Raw genomic sequence first — 17,112 nt, forward strand, 5'->3', positions numbered from 1 at the left:
TTTATTGAAATAAGTAAATCAGCCTCTTACAAAGTGATTTGTAAGCCCCCTGTGAAGGTGGATGGTTTTGGGTATCCGTGCCAGATCATACCTTGCGAAAATACGTTGTCTCCGTCTCCACCACGAATCGGTGTCATTTCAGGGTCTCCATGAGGATATTTTGTTAATAGGAAGAAATTCTGAGCCGATACATACACCTTAAGTCTGCTTAGCTTAATCTTATTGATCATGTCGGATGGGAAGGTATATCCCAACACGAGGTTTCTACCACGCAGGAATGAGCCGTCAAATATCCATCGGGTGTCTACATTGGTAACATAACCCGCTTTGGTATCACGAAGTTGTGCAATAGGAGTGTCCTGATTGGTAGGAGTCCAGGCGTCCAGAACCGTGGCATAGCTGTTGGCAAGAGATACACGGTCTTCGCTAGCGTGAAGGTTCATGTCCATTACATCGTTACCATAGGAATATTGCAGATCGAGCATCAAGTCAAAATTGCCATAACGAATCGTGTTGGTAAGGGATCCCCAGCCTTTTGGACTTCCATTTCCAATAATACTGCGGTCGGCGTCAGTGATTACGCCATCGTTATTAACATCCTTATATTTGATGTCTCCTGGCAGCATGGTAAGACTAGCGCGATAGCTGGTAAACTTGGCTGCCTCATCTTTTTCCGCTTCGCTCCAGGTTCCCAAACGCGTAAGCCCCCAGAAAGCTCCTACCGGTTCTCCAATACGGATCACACTGGTTTGGTTGGTAATTCCGGGTCCACCTACTCCAAATATGTCTGCGGGAGTGGCCAGAGAAAGTACCTTACTTTTGTTTAGAGAGATATTAAAGCTTGTGTTCCAGCTAAAAGCGCCCCTTTCAATATTGACGGTATTTAAGGTGAATTCAAATCCCTTGTTCTCCATAGAGCCAATGTTCTTGCGGATAACCGCGTAACCGCTCGTACGTGGTACGGGCGCATCCAGAAGCATATCAGTGGTTTTTCTGTAATAATAGTCGGCTTCAATGGCTATACGGCCTTTTAGGAAGCTGATTTCTATACCAGCATCGGTCTGGGCTGTCTTCTCCCATTTCAGGTCATTATTGGCAAGCCTGTTGATACCTGTACCATTTACTCTGGCATCCCCATAAACAGTAGCATAATTAGAGCTTAACAGGGACAGAGACGAATAGGATGGTATTTCTGAGTTTCCGGTCAAACCGTAACTGGTTCTCAATTTCAGGTTGGAAATCAATGAACTGCTTTTTAAAAAATCTTCATCTGAAACTTTCCATGCTAAAGCTGCAGAAGGGAAGAAAGCATATTTATGATTGTTTCCGAATTTGGAAGAGCCATCGGCCCGCCCTGTTACCGTCAGCAGATATTTGTCCAGAAGCGTATAGTTGATACGACCGAAATAGGAGTTAAAAGCAAACCGCGATGCTCCTGAAGAAACGCCGGGTAGTGTGGCTCCTGCACCCAGGTTGTCAAATCCGAAATAATCAGTAGAAAAATTCCTAACGCTTGCCCCGGTGGTGGCTATATTGGTTTCTTGCCAGGATATCCCTAGTAAGGCATTTAAAGCGTGTATGCCGTCGAAAGTTTTATTATAAGTCAAATAATTTTCAAACGACCAAAACTGTTCCTTGCGGTTGTTTTTACTGGCTAATCCTGATTCACCAATACGCAGGGTCCTAGTTTCCGACTGGTTGATTTCTTGATTTAAAATATTTACCCCTAATACAGAGCGCATTTCAAGGCCGGGGGCCAGGGTGATATTAGAATAGATACTTCCTAAAGTGGTTTGGGTATTCTGGATATACTGGCGACCCATGAGGCGGTGTACTGAGCTGAACGAACCTTCCGCTCCTGGGTAATCTCTGTTATTAGCATATGTTCCGTCTTTGTATTTTACGGGTAAGAAAGGGAAATCTTCCACCATCTGACGAGGAACTGCATCATTGATATCTACCAGATTTTCAGCTTGGTTATTATAGCTGAGCGTAGCTCCTATTTTTAACCATTTCTTTACCTGGTCGTCAATGCTAAACCGGGTAGAATATCGCTTTAAATAAGAAGTTTTGATCAACCCTTGATCATCCCGGTAATTGAGAGATAAAGCATACGTAGTCCTTTCGTTTCCTCCGCTAAAACCAAGTTGATGATTTTGGGAAAGTTTACTCTGAGTAGCTTCTTTGAACCAATCCGTATCATAATTGGGAGCGTAAGTCCCGTCTGGACGCACGGTGAAGATTTCAGGATATTTTGCTTGCAGAGCGGCACGCCTTACTTGTGGATTATGCGTCAAGTACTTGCCCGCTGCCCATCCTGACGGGTCAAATTTTTCCATATTTTTATAGGCAATATCTTCTACCTCCAGATATTCCTGGGCATTGAGTACTTTTGCTCTTTTTGGGCCAGGAGTGGCTACACTAAAGTCGACCCCATAGGTAATCGAACCTTCCCCCGATTTTCCTTTTTTGGTCGTCACTAGGATTACCCCGTTGGCTCCCCTTGCACCATATATGGCCGTTGAGGAGGCATCTTTAAGGACCTCCACCGATACGATGTCGTTCGGATTGATGAAATCGATGGCCTGACTTTGCTGATTTTGATTTCCCTGAGGTAACATCACACCATCCACAACATATAAAGGGTTGTTGGAGGAGTTGATGGAGCTAAACCCACGGATACGCACGTTACCGCGCCCCCCGGGACGTCCTGAGTTGACGTTAACCTGCACCCCGGATATTTTACCTTGTAATGCCTGGTTTAATGAAGGGGCCGGGCGCTCCTTAAGCTGATCTTCCTTTACAGTGCCTACCGATCCGGTAAGGTCCGACTTCTTAGCCGTACCGTACCCGATCACGACTACTTCACTCAAGGCCTTCGTGTCGGAGTCCAGGGCCAGGTTGATCACTGATCTGGAGCCGATCGTAACCTCTTTGCTAAGGAAGCCTACAAAGCTGAATACGAGCGTGGTACTGTTGTCCGCTACATCGAGTCTATAGGTGCCATCTACCCCAGTGGTAGTACCTTGGCTGGTACCTTTCACCACTACATTTACCCCCGGTAAGGCGTCTCCCGTAGAGGAGTCGGTAACCTTACCTGTAATTATTTTATCGATGGCCTTGGTTGTCAGCGTAGTTCCCGATGCGGGTGTAAGGCTGGGAGCTGCGTAAAGCGGGCTGGCTAGTAGCAGCATGGCCGGCAGAAATTTGCTCCTTATGAACTGACTTCCCCCCCAGTAGTTGTGCGTAATTTTTTTTGTCATAGTTAGGTAATGGTTAGTAAATTTTTTTAAAGATTCAATGCAGCAAAAGCTGTTTAGCAAAAAGGTTTTAGCATAAGGTGGTATTTAGGATTGAGAGAATAATTAATTTACAGAAATTTAGATTGAGAAAAGCTAATGGTATTTGTCTTCATTATAATTTTAGCACTAAAATCCTACGTTTAAATGAATAATTGGAAGTTTCATTGGTAGAATTTTAAGTAAAATTAAAGAATAGTGCCAAATAAACTAAAATATTTTCAAAAACAAAACCCGAATGATTTTACCGTTTTATTGCAAACGTTTGCATGAAATAAAAACTCTGAATTAATCGGGCTTTTCTGAGGTTTTATAAAGAATTTATAAGAGATAAGCTTTATTTGCTGAGGAGAATGTACTGTGGAGGATCGGTTTTGCGCAATATGATATAAATGTTAAATTCTCATTTTCAATTATGGTCTATTAGCTCTGCCGAGAAGGCAGAGGTACTGACTGGCACAGGGGAGAGATGCGGGTTATAAAAGAAGAAATAATAAGTAGATCGATGTATTTTACAGGACTTAGACGTAGTAGGGCTAATTCAGCTCAATCCGGCAATTAGATAGCCCCTCAACACCTCATTAGCCAGTATTCTGATGTTCGGCCTAATGCCATTTTGAAGAGCCCATAACCCTGTCTACCGTTCAGGGCTATGGGCTGGTAATGGATTACTTTACGGAAAGCATGCCAAAATCTATTACTGCCGGCTTAAATTGTTTGTCCTGATATCCATGATTGGTCACTACAACTACCAGATTGAAATCTCCGGCATCGGGATAGGTGTAATTACAGTACCATCCATCGCTGGAGAGGGTAGTTTTTAATCCCCGGGCCCCAATCAAACCATAGTCTGTATACCTATCACTCTTCACCAGGACAGGATTGTTAAACATGTCAATCGAGTCGGCAAAGGTTACACCTCCATCACTGCTTATTTTCTTTTTCATGATTTCCCGGATGCCTCCGGGCCATACTGAACACATGTCAGCATCGGTATCCACTACAATTTTTACTGTTTTCCCTTTTACAGGTGAGCCAATAAGTGAGTCCTTCCCTTGCGCATCATTCATATAGTACTTGACGCTTTTGATACCTGGAGTGGCCACGATGTCTTCCCTCAGACAGGAGGAGAAAATCACTGCTCCCAGGAGCATTATGACTGCTTTGAACGAGTTATTTTTCATATCTATTACTTTACAAATATTAATAGCCAGGATTTTGTGGTAAGGTTTGGTCTTTTTCGATTTCCGCCACCGGAATAGGTAAAAGCAGCTGTTCTTGTGGAATAGGGGCTGAAATGGTAATATTCGTGTCGTAATCTACCTTGGTCATCAGTACCTTCGTCAGGACATCGATCGCTTTTCCAGTTCTTACCAGGTCGAAGTATCTATGACCTTCGTAGGCTAGTTCCACTCTTCTTTCGTGAAGAATGGTGTCCATATTTAAATCTTCTACCTTCACAGCGGGCATATTCACCCTTGAACGCACCTGATTGAGATAAATTAAGGCCTCGTCCTTTTTACCTGTAACCATTAAGGCTTCGGCATACATTAACAAGGCGTCAGCATAGCGGGTGATAATATAGTTGTTATCGGTACCGGTATTATTATACTGCTTTAATTGGGCAGGAGGAGGGGTATGTTTGATCACCCAGCCTTGCACCGGAATAGTACTGGAAGCGATATAGCCTGAATCTATGGCCGTGCTGTAGCGAACAGACTCTCCATTATCCACAAATTCTCTCATCAAGTTATGCTCTACCAGTAAATTAGTAGCTCCACCCACTCCCCAGATCAGGCCAACGTCATTATTGACCCAGCGGAACCAGTAGCTGGGCTGACCGGCCGCAATATTAAAGTTCACTTCGAAGATGGATTCATTATGGAATTTATTGGTCGACTGAAAAACATTTTTGAAATCGGGTAGCAGAGCATAAGCGCCCGCTTCTTTGTCTACGATGAGCCTTTTAAGGGTTTCCGACGCTTTTGGATGGTTATTCATTGTTAAATAAACCTTGCCCAGCATCGTTAATGCTGCTCCCTTGGAAGCCCTAGCTTCTTCTCCTTTCAGTGCTGTTTTGGTCAGACAATTTATCGTAGCATATTCCAGATCGGGAATAATTAAATTATTATAAATCTCGTTGACAGGCGTTCGACCTATTCCAAATGCTTTTGTGAGATCCGTAAAGGTTTCTGAAACCATGGGAACCGGACCATAAATCCTTACTAAATTAAAATAGGCTAAGGCACGCAGAAAAGAGGCCTCCGCTTTATAGGCTTTTACTAATTTTTCTTCTTCTGCATTTTTAGGAGTATACCTATCAATGATACCAATAATCGTATTGCAGTTGGCTATCATTTTAAAGTTGTTATTCCATATGCCCGGCTGGGAATCAGAGTTAGTTTTCTTGAAGGTCTGCCAAACGCCTGTCCGGAACCGATCCTTTCCATCGTCGGACATCAGTTCGATGATCAGGGGAAGGTCAGTCTGGTTATAAATGTTTTGAAGTACCTTATAACAGCCTACGAGACCAGATTTAATTTCTGCCGGATTCCTATAAAAAGTGCCTGGCGACAGCGTATCTTCTGGTTGCCGGTCCAAAAAATCTTCGGAACAAGATAATAGCAAAAAAGACAGGGCTATAATTGAGAATATTTTTTTCATTTCTTTATCAATTAAAAAGATAAGTTCACACCAAACGAAATGGACCGGGCCATAGGATAAGAGTCGCGGTTGATACCCTGAGACAATGCATTGTCTCCCTGAAAATTAGCTTCAGGATTGTAGCCTGGAAATTTGGTGATATACAGGGCATTAATAATAGATGTATACACCCGAATTCGAGACATGGATAATTTCTGAATGATATGTTGCGGGAGGGTATAGCCCAAGGCAATATTCTGAATATTGACGAAGGTTCCTTTGTAGAGCAGAGAGCCACTCATATTGGTACCATCGTAAGATTTACGGCTCGGAGCGGTATATTTTGCATCCATATTGTCTGGTCTCCAGTAATTTTGGAAATAATCTACGGTAGTATTGTTTTGCCCGGTGGCTCTTCCATAGATTGCCTCCATTTGCCGCATCGAAATATCTCCGCCTTGGGTGCCATTTACCTGAATGCTGAGGTCGATGCCCTTATATTCCAGATTATTGGTTATCCCCCAAACGAAATCGGGTATCGCTGAGCCTATAATGGTGTTGTCGCTCCCATCGATAATCCCGTCACCATTGACATCGGCAAGTTTGGCCGTTCCGGGGCTCGATCTGTATCTCCAGTCTGGGTTATTAGCGTTGACAATGGGCGATGTTTTTACATCCTGCCAGTCGCGGTAAGGCCCCAGGAAACTGGCCCCGTAAATGCCTGCAATAGGGCGGCCTTCAGTGGTATAGCCATCGTTATTTATCAGAGGTCGCTTATCCTTCCCGATATCCAGCACACGGTTGCGGTAATACGATAAGTTGGCGCTGGTAGTCCACTTGAGTTCCCCGACCATATTTCTCGTCATAATTGAATATTCGTAACCCCTGTTGCGCATGGCACCGATATTGGCCATATAAGAACCGAAACCCGTTAAGGTAGGAAGAGGCATGTTGAATAACATATTTTCGGTCAGACGATAGAAGTAATCGACGCTAAGGCTGATGCGATTGCCTAGTAATTCGGCATCGATTCCTGCGCCCCAGTCTGTAGTAGACTCCCAGCCCAGAGCAGGGTTGGCAATTTTACCCTCAGTATAGGATGGGGCCACGCCTGGTCCGCCTCCCAATACATAGGATGAAGAGCTAAGGGTGCTTAGCGCCTGATAATTCGATATTCCGGCATTACCAATTATTCCCCATCCTCCTCTAATTTTCAGGTCGCTGATATAGCGCTGCAAGGGCTTGAAGAATGGTTCGTCCGAAATACGCCACGCTGTGGATACGGATGGGAATACACCCCATTTTTTATCCATCCCAAATTTAGATGATCCATCTCGGCGAATACTTCCTGTAAAATAATATTTTCCAGCAAAATTATACATTACCCTACCAAAGCTACCGATCATTGACTCGCTGGAGCGGTTGGTGCGCGCGTCGGTTTGCGCATTCAGTATGGTGAGAGCTTGGTTTAAGGTAGGAATAAGGTCGGTTGGATAGTCATATTTGTTAAGATATGAATCGCGGTAATTGGATTCTTCCACCGAGTAACCAGCCACTGCTGATATTGAGTGTTTTTTAATTTCTTTCTGGTAGGTAAGGAAGTTTTGGGAGTTCCAGTACAATCGGTGGTTGGTTTGATTTATCCCCTGAGATCGAGAGAAAGTTTGAGAAGCTGTGGGCACCGAACTAGGATTGAAAAAGTCTCGTTCGCGATAGCGATATTCGGTATGGAATTCCGACCGGAATTTCAAGCCTTTAATGATGTCGATTTCGGTATAGAGGGTGGACAGGTTTTTGAAATTTCTCCTTTCATCTTTCTTCATAAAAAGGTGCAAAGGGTTAACATAGAAAGCGAAGTTCCAGTCCCAGGGATTGAGCAAGGTGTTTCCGTAGTAAACCGGATCTCCATTTTCGTCTCGGGGGTTCCAAATGGGGGGCATGGCCACGGCATTATAGAAAGGATTGGTATTGCTGCTGCCTTCTATATTGGGAAGGACATTTGAGTTTTCCAGAGTCGGTGCTAAGAGCATTCCCGCGCGGATTCGATTGGTGAGTTTCAGATCGATATTTGCTCTGAAGGAAATCCGGTTATAATCCGAATTCATGACAATGCCTTTCTGGTTAAAATACCCGCCTGATATCATGTAATTGACATTGTCGGTTCCACCTGATGCTGATAACTGAACATCCGTTACCTTTCCGGTACGGGTGATCAAGTCTTGCCAGTCAGTATTATAAGGCATTTTGTATATGGTATCGATTACGGTGATCCATCGAGGAAAGAGGTTGCCGGGAGCGGCCATAGCCGCTGCATGGCTAGAATATTTTTTCCAATTTTCCAGCCGTGTTTCTGGACTGTCCGACCACTTCCATAAAGGAGCGTCTAAACTATTGGTTCCAAAGTTCGGGTCTTCCAGGGTATAGGCATTAGCCCGAGCTTCGTCCAGATACTGTAAGAAGTCATCCCCTTTCAGAACGTCGATTTTATTGATCATGCGGTCGAAACCCTGGCTAACATTGATATTGAGAGTGGGTTTCCCTTTTTTTCCTTTTTTAGTAGTAATCAAGATGACTCCATTGGCTGCTTGTGTCCCATAGATGGCACTTGATGAGGCATCCTTTAATACTTCAATTGATTCTATATCTGCTACATTAATTCCATTTAAGGGGTTCTCATCTTTGCTAAATCCATCTTTTAAGGGAAATCCATCGATTACAATCAGCGGGTTATTGCTGGCATTGATGGAACTTACTCCTCTGATACGAATACTCGTTCCCCCTCCTGGTGCAGTATTAGAATTAGAAATTTTCACTCCGGCCATTTTTCCCGCCATTGCTGAGGCAAAGTTCGCCAAGGGTTTGTCTTTGAGTTCTTTGCTGGACACCGAGGATATTGCCGTAGATACATCCCGTTTTTTCTGTGTTCCATACCCTACTACAATAACTTCGTCCAGGGACTTGGTGTCGGGTTTCAGGGTAACGTCTAATACTGTCCTATTATTAACAGGAGTTTCGAAATTAAGGTAACCTACAAATGAGAATACCAGCGTGACTTCTCCATCAGGCAGGGCTATGGAATAGCTTCCATCCACATTGCTAAGTGTGCCTCTCTGCGTGCCTTTTACCAGTATACTTACACCCGGGAGCACCTCACCTTTGTCATCGGTGATGGTCCCTGTCAGGCTACGTTCCTGAAGCAGAGGCTTCGATGGGGCTTCCTCCTTGTCCACCTTTTTTTTCCGTAGGACGATATGCTCTCCAGCTACCTCATAGGTCATGTTAAGGGGGGTTAGGAAAGTATCCAGAAGTTCGGACAAAGGCTCTCCAGTTGCCGATAGGCTAAACTTATTGCCTGGCTTAGCCAGGGTAGATCTATAGGCGAATTTCACCTTCGCCTGTTTCTCAATCGCGAGAAGTGTCCGGTCAAAGGAGCGATTTTCGATGTGTAATTTCACGGGGCGGCTGAGTACCCCCTGGGCTTTCATCGTGTGAGCGAGCGCTATACCCGAGCATATTACCGCTAGGGTAAATTGGAGTAGTGACCTTTTCATAAGCTGGTATAGAAAGGCTTGGATTAGAAATTTTTTTTTCATTTATTGAAATAGATTTGGTGTTAGGAAAATACTAATCGCTAGGAATAATTGGTTGCTGCCTGTTATTCCGCAAAAATTCCAGAACCGGTTATGTTGCTGCATAGCCGGTTCTTTTTTTAGTTTAGTTTTTTGTCATAGGCTTCGTTTGATTTTAAAATGTTGTTGATTTTTAATTTTCATTGCAGCCAGCACCAATGAAATAGACCTGGCCATCCAGAATGTTATAGCGACCTTCTACAATCTTTCCTATTAATTCAAGTTTTTCGTATAAGGATTCATCGGTGAGTGCCATATTCAGCCGACAATTCTTGAATACCTCCGGGTCGTAATGAACCTTTATGCCGTAGGCCTTCTCCAAGCCTTCAAAAACTTCGGAGATTGGCGTATCGGTATAAGTGAAATTACCAGGAAGGTCTGGTGTGATCAGGATCTGAGGCCGTTCTACCAGTTGTCTGGTAAGGCTCATATCCTTTTTGCGGTAAATAACGCTTTGATTGGGCGTAAGAATAATACCGTCTGATTCGGGATCACCCTTGCTTCGCTCCGAAGAATATACCTTTACCCGACCTGAATTCACTTCAACTTTTACCTCGGCGCCATCGTTATAAGCTGAAACTTTGAATCGGGTCCCAATTACCTTTGTAATGAGGCCGTTGGCATATACCAGAAATGGTTGATTTGGATTTTTGGTAACATCGAAAATGGCCTCCCCCTCCAGTGATACCTGCCGCTGCCCTTTTTTATTTATTTCGTAATTAATCCTACTATTTGCCGATAGAATGACCTTACTTCCTTCGGGTAAAGTCACCGTTTTAGGTGCAGTTCCTTCGTTCAAGATTACATTCCTGCCATGATAAAGCCTTGTAATTTGATCTTGAAGAGGTATAGTTCGGTCTTGTCCCTGCCACCATATGCCTAGGAAAAGGACGATAGACGCGGCAAGAGCCATATAAATGAGTCTGCTCGGGATGGGCGAAACCGGGGAAGCATGAAGCTGAGACAGTACCTGCTGTCGCCCTTTATCGACCTCAGTTTCGGGTACATCGGGATAAAAAGTGGCAAGGCCTTCTACCAAAAGTATGGCCCTGTCTATTACTGGCGACTGCTGTGGGTGCGCTACTCTTACGGCCTCCCAGAAAGCATTGCGTTCGGCAGTGGGATATTTGACCCACTGAATAAAGTCCTCATCCTGTATAAAATCCCGTAAAGTGAAGTTTGCGAATCGATCCATTTTTCTGTTTGCTACAAACAGACAGATACACCAATTCTAAAAACATACTCAGTAAAGTATTAAAAAATATTAAAATAGTTTGATTTGTGTACTGCAGTTCTTACCTCAGTGTAAGATTGACGGGAAATAATTGGAGATGACCGGCTGTTCCCGGAAGACTGAAAATCACAGAAGTAAATGTCGTTATATTTTGCTATTTACCTGTAATAGAATCAAAGTCCACCGTGCACCCATCCGTTTTGCTCTCAACTGGCACATGGTTAGGAAAAGGCCAGAGTCAAAAGGGAAATAGGGAAAAAGGGGAGGTCGGCACGCAATTGTTGCATGGCCCGATTGAGTAAGTTACGCACCGACTGGACATTAATATCCATGATTTTTCCGATCTCTTCGGCACTAAAATCATGATAGTAGCGTAATTGGATGGCTTCCTGCTGTCGGATAGGCAGTCGTAGCAGTGCCTCCTGAAGGCGTTGAATATTAAATTGACTGGTCTCGTCTGATATCCAGCTACTCAACAAATCCATTTCATTGGGAAACCATTTTTCCGATAATTCGCCATCCTTGCTGAATAAGAAGCGATCGGACTCGGAAGCACGGATGAGTTTGTTCCTTAAGGAGCGATATAAATAAAAACGGGGTGACTGCACTTCCTTTAATCTATGGCGTTTGCTCCATAGATGTAAAAATAAATCTTGAACACTATCCTGAACCAGATCATAATCCGATGATATCCTATAACCAAAGCGGAAGAGATCGGCTGCATAAAAATTATACAGTTTTTCAAAAGCAAGGGAATTCCCTTTGCAAGTCTCTCTCCAATATTCCAGTTCTGCTTCTTGCATTATTGGTCGGGTGATGGGTCCTTTTGAATAGTGTGCTGGACTAAAAAGCAAGTGATAATGGTATGTTAATTACAAGGGTAAGTCTATTTTCTGTGCCACACTTGCGAGAAAATCAAGAAGGCAAAGTAACCAAGTCCTAGAGTAATAATCAATTTTTTAGGAAAATTTCAAGATGTTTTAGTTTCTTGTCGATGATATGAGAGCAAAAAATCGAGAACCTAACTTACTCTCGACTCTTTTTAATTGAAGTATAGCCCCTCAGGCCGAATTGGAGTCCAAGTGACTTCTTTTATTTTAGGGATTCCAATGTGCTTGACTTACCGATTAGGAAAGGAAATGGGCCCAATAAATTAGCCAATTCCCGTTACTCCTTCACGGAAGAAGGAGCGATGAGAATTGGCTTATTACTTTTGTGCTAATGATCTGTTTAAACTAGGTCTACCGTTCTTCCCGTGCGTACTGATTCGTCGCAAGCAAATGCTATTTGTAGGCTGGTTACTGCATCCTGCATATGGTCTGTAAGGTCCAGATTTTCCTGGATAGCCTTTAAGAAGTAATTTTGTTCACGGTTACAAAGTTCCTGGTGGTCTGGTTCATCTTCCAGGTTAATCCAGCTGTCTTCTTGCATGAATTCATCAGCCTGATTTAATTTAGCATGGTGCACCCTGATCGATTCTGTTTTAGTATGTGCTTCTACGGAAGATGATTTACCGGTTCCGCCAGCATCTTTGGCTACAATGGATACGGAACCCTTAGGCCCGATTACATCCTTTACGAAGAAGGCTGTCTCGCTGATCATGGGGCCCCAGCCAGCTTCATACCATCCTACCGAACCATCTTCAAACCAGATTTGTAGTTGGCCATAATTATAGTTGCCCTGAGGGATTTCCTCTGTTAATCGAGCCCCAATGGCATTGACACGCAGGGGCTTCGAGCGCGTCATCTGGCACATGACATCGATATAATGTACGCCGCAGTCAACAATAGGACTCAGGCTTTTCATAAGATTCTTATGAACTCCCCACATATATCCATGGCTCTGTTGGTTCAGGTTCATACGCATTACCAGGGGTTTGCCTAATTTATGCGACTCTTCAACAAAGCGCTCCCATGAGGGATGGTGTCTTAGGATATAACCGATTACCAATTTCTTTCCGGCTTTATTAGCCGCATCTACCACCCGTTGTGCCCCTTCAACTGTTGCTGCTAAGGGCTTTTCTATAAACACATGAGCTCCACTTTCTAAAGCCATGATGGCGTAAGCCTCATGGGTGTCAGGGTAGGTAGAGATACATACGGCATCAGGCTTGGTTTCGGTTAGGGCCGCTTCATAATCGTTGAAAAGAGCGTATCCTCCCCCCAGTTTATTATTCAATAGTTCTTTGCTCTTTCCGGGCGTCACGATGCCACAGATCTCGAACCCCTCTTGGGTATGATAGGCAGTGGCGTGAGACGCACCCATGTTTCCAGCTCCTACTACGAGCACCCGTACCGGGCCAGATTTCATTTCAGTTGACATAATCAATCTTTAAATTTTTTAAAAAAGTAAGGAATAGTATGCACCACCTTCGGGTAGCTATAGGCAAAATTAAGGATAATTAATGATTTACAGGCAAAAGCCTCCTTTAAGTCCCCATATGGCATGATGTTAAAATCGGTAAAGAATCGATTAATTCCAGCCTTTCTGATCACCCGCCTACCTCGTAGATTTGCAAAGAAAGATATTATAAACAGAAGCTAAACCATACGAACATGCAAAAGCACCAGTGGCAGGGGATTTTCCCCGCCTTATTGACCCCGTTTGATGATGCCGATCGCCTGGATTTGGCCATGTTTAAAAAAAATTTGCTGGCCCAGATGCAGGCCGGCATCTCGGGCGTGATCGTGGCTGGTTCTCTAGGGGAGGCCAGTACGCTCAGCAATGAGGAGAAGTTTGAGCTGGTTAGTACGGCAAAAAAAGTGTTGAAGGGGCTACCTGTGGTATTATGCATAGCAGAACAGTCGACGGCTCAGGCGATAACCATAGCCCAACAGGCACCATTGCACGGAGCAGATGGGCTAATGGTGCTGCCACCTATGCGTTATAAGGCGGATGATGAAGAGACCGTGGCCTATTTTAAAGCCATTGCGCAGGCTACATCTTTACCAATAATGATTTATAATAATCCTGTAGATTATAAGATAGAAGTTACCTTACCTATGTTTGAGGAATTGGCAGAACTAGGAAACGTGGTAGCAATTAAGGAGTCTACCCGCGATGTGAGCAACGTTACACGCCTGATCAACCGTTTTGGCGACCGCTTCCAGATATTTTGTGGGGTAGATACCCTGATCATGGAAGAGGTGATGCTTGGTGCTCATGGCGTAGTAGGGGGCCTTGTAGATGCCTTCCCCAATGAAACAGTCGCCATCTTTAATTTGGTGAAAGCGGGCCGAATTCAGGAAGCTCTGGAAATATATCGTTGGTATCTGCCCTTGCTCGAACTGGATATTCACCCTAAATTAGTCCAAAATATCAAACTGGCTGCTCAGGCCATGGGGATAGGCAATGAGGCAGTAAGAGTTCCTCGCTTGCCACTGGTGGGCCGTGAAAGAGCGGCAGTAATGGCTATCATCGAGGAAGCTATAAAAACTCAGCCCAAACTTCCGGCATATTTAAATTTACCTTAGCTGCGAGTTTTTGCTGCCCACTGCGTGCAAAACCAAAGAACGATGTGGTAGTCCGAAACGTTAATTATAGGTAATATTAGAAGTGAAACCAGAATGAGCGGTAATTAAGGAGTGGTTTTCTCTTTTAATTATGGTCACGGTTATTTTAACAATACCTAAAATGAATATTCAGATGAATCCTGGAAAAGACGAAATAGAAATGATATTGCAAGCTTCCCAAGAGGCATTCATGGAGAGCAAAAGCTATAGCATAGGCAAAAGAGTGGCTATGATGCGCGCCATAGCAGCGGAGATAGAGGCCCTAGGGCCTGAGCTAATCGAGGCTGCCGGTGCCGAATCCAATCTGCCTGAGGGTAGGTTAACAGGGGAAAAGGGACGGACTGTATTTCAATGGAGAAGCTATGCAGATGCCTTGGAGCGGGGGGATGCCCTGGATGCCAGCATCGATACCGCCAATGCCGACCGAACCCCACCAAAGCCCGATTTGCGCAAGACCAGCATCCCACTGGGCCCTGTAGCCGTTTTTGGTGCCAGTAACTTTCCTTTTGCATTTTCCACAGCAGGAGGCGATACCGCCAGTGCGTTCGCTGCCGGCTGTCCGGTGGTCGTTAAAGCCCATCCCGGTCATCCCAAAACCTCTACTTTGATGGCTGAAGCCATCTTGAAAGGGGTAGAAAAAGGAGGGTATCCGAAAGGGATGTTCGCTCATTTATTAAGTAATTCCTACGAAACCGGGCAGTTATTGGTAACCCATCCTGTAATTAAAGCGGTCGGTTTTACGGGTTCCTATCAAGGTGGAATGGCCTTGGTTGAGCTGGGAAACAACCGCCCCGACCCTATCCCTGTATTTGCCGAAATGGGTAGCATCAATCCCGTATTTTTGCTTTCAGAAAAATTAAAGCAAGATCCGGAAGGACTAGCATCTGCTTATGCAGGCTCACTCACCCTGGGGGTAGGGCAGTTTTGTACCAATCCGGGTTTGGTGGTCGCCGTTGATGGCCCTGAACTTACGTCCTTCGTAGCTGCGCTTACCATACAGATTCAGGGCTCGGTACCCGCCCCTATGCTAAATGAGGGGATCGCGAAAAATTACCTTCATAATAAAGAGTTGGTAACCAGCCAAGATGGGGTGGAAGTGGTGGCCGAAGCGACCTCCGAAGCTGCTCAGGGCCAGGGAAAGCCTTTGGTGGCCCGTGTAATGGGTGCCGAATTTCTGCATAACGACCATCTTCAGGAAGAAGTTTTTGGTCCCTTTGCTCTGATCGTCAGCTGTAAAGATAATGCGGAAATGGAGCAGGTAGCTAGTCGTCTGAAAGGGCAGCTTACCAGTAGCCTATTCGGTACCGAGACGGACCTCTCAGCTCATGAAAAGTTGGTGTCACAAATTCAGGTAAAATGCGGCCGTATACTTTTCAATAACTTCCCCACGGGTGTAGAAGTGGTTAAGTCTATGCATCATGGCGGACCTTTTCCCGCTGCCAGCGACAGCCGGTTTACTAGCGTAGGAGCCGATGCCATTAAGCGTTTTACCCGACCATTCAGCTATCAGAACTGGCCCGACTCCTTGTTGCCAGAAGAGCTGAAGGATGCCAATCCTTTAGGCATTTTTAGAACCATAAATAATGAACGAACCCAATCGCCGGTTAAGCGCTAAGGATGATAGCTTTCTAGTAGGCTGGATGAGGCGGATTGATCGGGGGCATAAAGCTTGCTGGAACAAGCAGACTTTATGCCCCTTTTTAAGGTTTGTTTTAGTGTAAAAATGAAAGGCTTTATCACTGACCTATAAGTCGTGCAACCCGTTTGAACAGATGCGTAAAACTTTTTTTTGTATTGATGCTCATACCTGTGGCAATCCCGTAAGGGTGGTAGCGGGTGGTGGCCCCCTGCTGTTAGGTGCTAATATGATGGAGCGTAGGCTACATTTTTTAAAGGAGTTCGACTGGATCAGGAAAGGCCTTATGTTCGAGCCGCGAGGCCACGATATGATGAGTGGGAGTATATTATTCCCGCCAAGTGATCCGGAAAATGATATCGGTGTGCTCTTTATAGAAACCAGTGGCTGCCTGCCCATGTGTGGGCATGGTACGATAGGGACCGTCACGATCGCAATCGAAGAGGGGCTCGTGACACCGAAAGTGCAGGGGAAATTGCGTCTTGAAACACCGGCCGGCTTGGTGCTGGTGGAATATCAGCAGGAGGGAAAAAAAGTTAAATCGGTAAAATTAGTAAATGTAAAATCATATTTGGCCGCAGAAAAATTGTCGGTAGAGTGCCCAGACTTAGGAATGCTTACCGTCGATGTAGCCTATGGGGGGAATTTTTATGCCATTGTAGATCCACAGTGTAATTTTTCGGGTATTCAGGATTATACGGCCGACCAGCTCATAAGCTGGAGCAGAATATGTCGCCAGAGACTTAATGAAGCGTACTCCTTTGTTCATCCAGAAAATAAGCATATTAATGGTCTGAGTCATCTGTTATGGACCGGGGCGGTCATCGACCCGCTTTCGACTGCCCGGAATGCAGTATTTTACGGTGACAAGGCTATTGACCGGTCGCCCTGTGGAACGGGAACCTCAGCGCGTATGGCCCAGTGGCATGCGCAGGGCAGGTTGAATGTCGGCGACCATTTCATTCATGAGAGCATCATTGGCTCCAAGTTCGTGGGAACCATAGAAAATGAGGCTACCGTGGGAGGTAAGAAGGCCATCGTGCCCGCTATAGAAGGCTGGGCCGTGGTGACGGGATATAACACCATTTTTATCGATGAAGAGCAGGATCCCTATGCATTAGGTTTTCAGGTACTTTAGTAACGATTATATAACTAAGAG

10 protein-coding genes are annotated in these 17,112 nt (G+C 44.8%); 3 read left to right on the plus strand and 7 right to left on the minus strand.

Annotated elements, in window-relative coordinates; all coding sequences use genetic code 11:
• Positions 1 to 26 precede the first annotated feature (26 nt).
• The 7 genes from X939_RS0109195 to X939_RS0109225 form a co-directional block, all read right to left on the minus strand.
• The gene (locus tag X939_RS0109195; RefSeq protein ID WP_025762965.1) at positions 27 to 3,263 is read right to left on the minus strand and encodes a SusC/RagA family TonB-linked outer membrane protein; all 3,237 of its coding nucleotides are present in this window, start codon (positions 3,261 to 3,263) and stop codon (positions 27 to 29) included.
• A gap of 704 nt (positions 3,264 to 3,967) precedes the next feature.
• On the minus strand, positions 3,968 to 4,483 hold the full coding sequence (locus X939_RS0109200; protein WP_025762966.1) for a hypothetical protein: 516 nt from the start codon (positions 4,481 to 4,483) through the stop codon (positions 3,968 to 3,970).
• Between the two features lie 19 nt (positions 4,484 to 4,502).
• On the minus strand, positions 4,503 to 5,963 hold the full coding sequence (locus tag X939_RS0109205) for a RagB/SusD family nutrient uptake outer membrane protein (RefSeq protein ID WP_025762967.1): 1,461 nt from the start codon (positions 5,961 to 5,963) through the stop codon (positions 4,503 to 4,505).
• Between the two features lie 11 nt (positions 5,964 to 5,974).
• Entirely contained in the window at positions 5,975 to 9,493 is a 3,519-nt protein-coding gene (locus tag X939_RS0109210) for a SusC/RagA family TonB-linked outer membrane protein (protein WP_198034385.1), read from the minus strand.
• A 211-nt stretch (positions 9,494 to 9,704) separates the two neighbouring features.
• Positions 9,705 to 10,766: a FecR family protein gene (locus tag X939_RS22260; RefSeq protein ID WP_025762969.1), complete on the minus strand. Its 1,062-nt coding sequence runs from the start codon at positions 10,764 to 10,766 to the stop codon at positions 9,705 to 9,707.
• A gap of 260 nt (positions 10,767 to 11,026) precedes the next feature.
• Positions 11,027 to 11,608, minus strand: a complete 582-nt coding sequence (locus X939_RS0109220; protein WP_025762970.1) for an RNA polymerase sigma factor — start codon at positions 11,606 to 11,608, stop codon at positions 11,027 to 11,029.
• 427 nt (positions 11,609 to 12,035) lie between these two features.
• Entirely contained in the window at positions 12,036 to 13,127 is a 1,092-nt protein-coding gene (locus X939_RS0109225; protein WP_025762971.1) for a Gfo/Idh/MocA family protein, read from the minus strand.
• A gap of 233 nt (positions 13,128 to 13,360) precedes the next feature.
• On the opposite strand from X939_RS0109225, the gene X939_RS0109235 reads away from it, so the two are divergent.
• The 3 genes from X939_RS0109235 (at position 13,361) to X939_RS0109245 (ending at position 17,091) form a co-directional block, all read left to right on the plus strand.
• On the plus strand, positions 13,361 to 14,278 hold the full coding sequence (locus tag X939_RS0109235; protein ID WP_025762972.1) for a dihydrodipicolinate synthase family protein: 918 nt from the start codon (positions 13,361 to 13,363) through the stop codon (positions 14,276 to 14,278).
• Positions 14,279 to 14,438: 160 nt separating this feature from the next.
• A complete protein-coding gene (locus X939_RS0109240; RefSeq protein ID WP_229236034.1) occupies positions 14,439 to 15,932 on the plus strand; it encodes an aldehyde dehydrogenase (NADP(+)) in 1,494 nt (497 codons plus the stop codon).
• A gap of 157 nt (positions 15,933 to 16,089) precedes the next feature.
• The gene (locus X939_RS0109245) at positions 16,090 to 17,091 is read left to right on the plus strand and encodes a 4-hydroxyproline epimerase (protein ID WP_025762974.1); all 1,002 of its coding nucleotides are present in this window, start codon (positions 16,090 to 16,092) and stop codon (positions 17,089 to 17,091) included.
• Positions 17,092 to 17,112 lie beyond the last annotated feature (21 nt).

The organism is Dyadobacter tibetensis Y620-1 (genome assembly GCF_000566685.1).
Taxonomy (GTDB): domain Bacteria; phylum Bacteroidota; class Bacteroidia; order Cytophagales; family Spirosomataceae; genus Dyadobacter; species Dyadobacter tibetensis.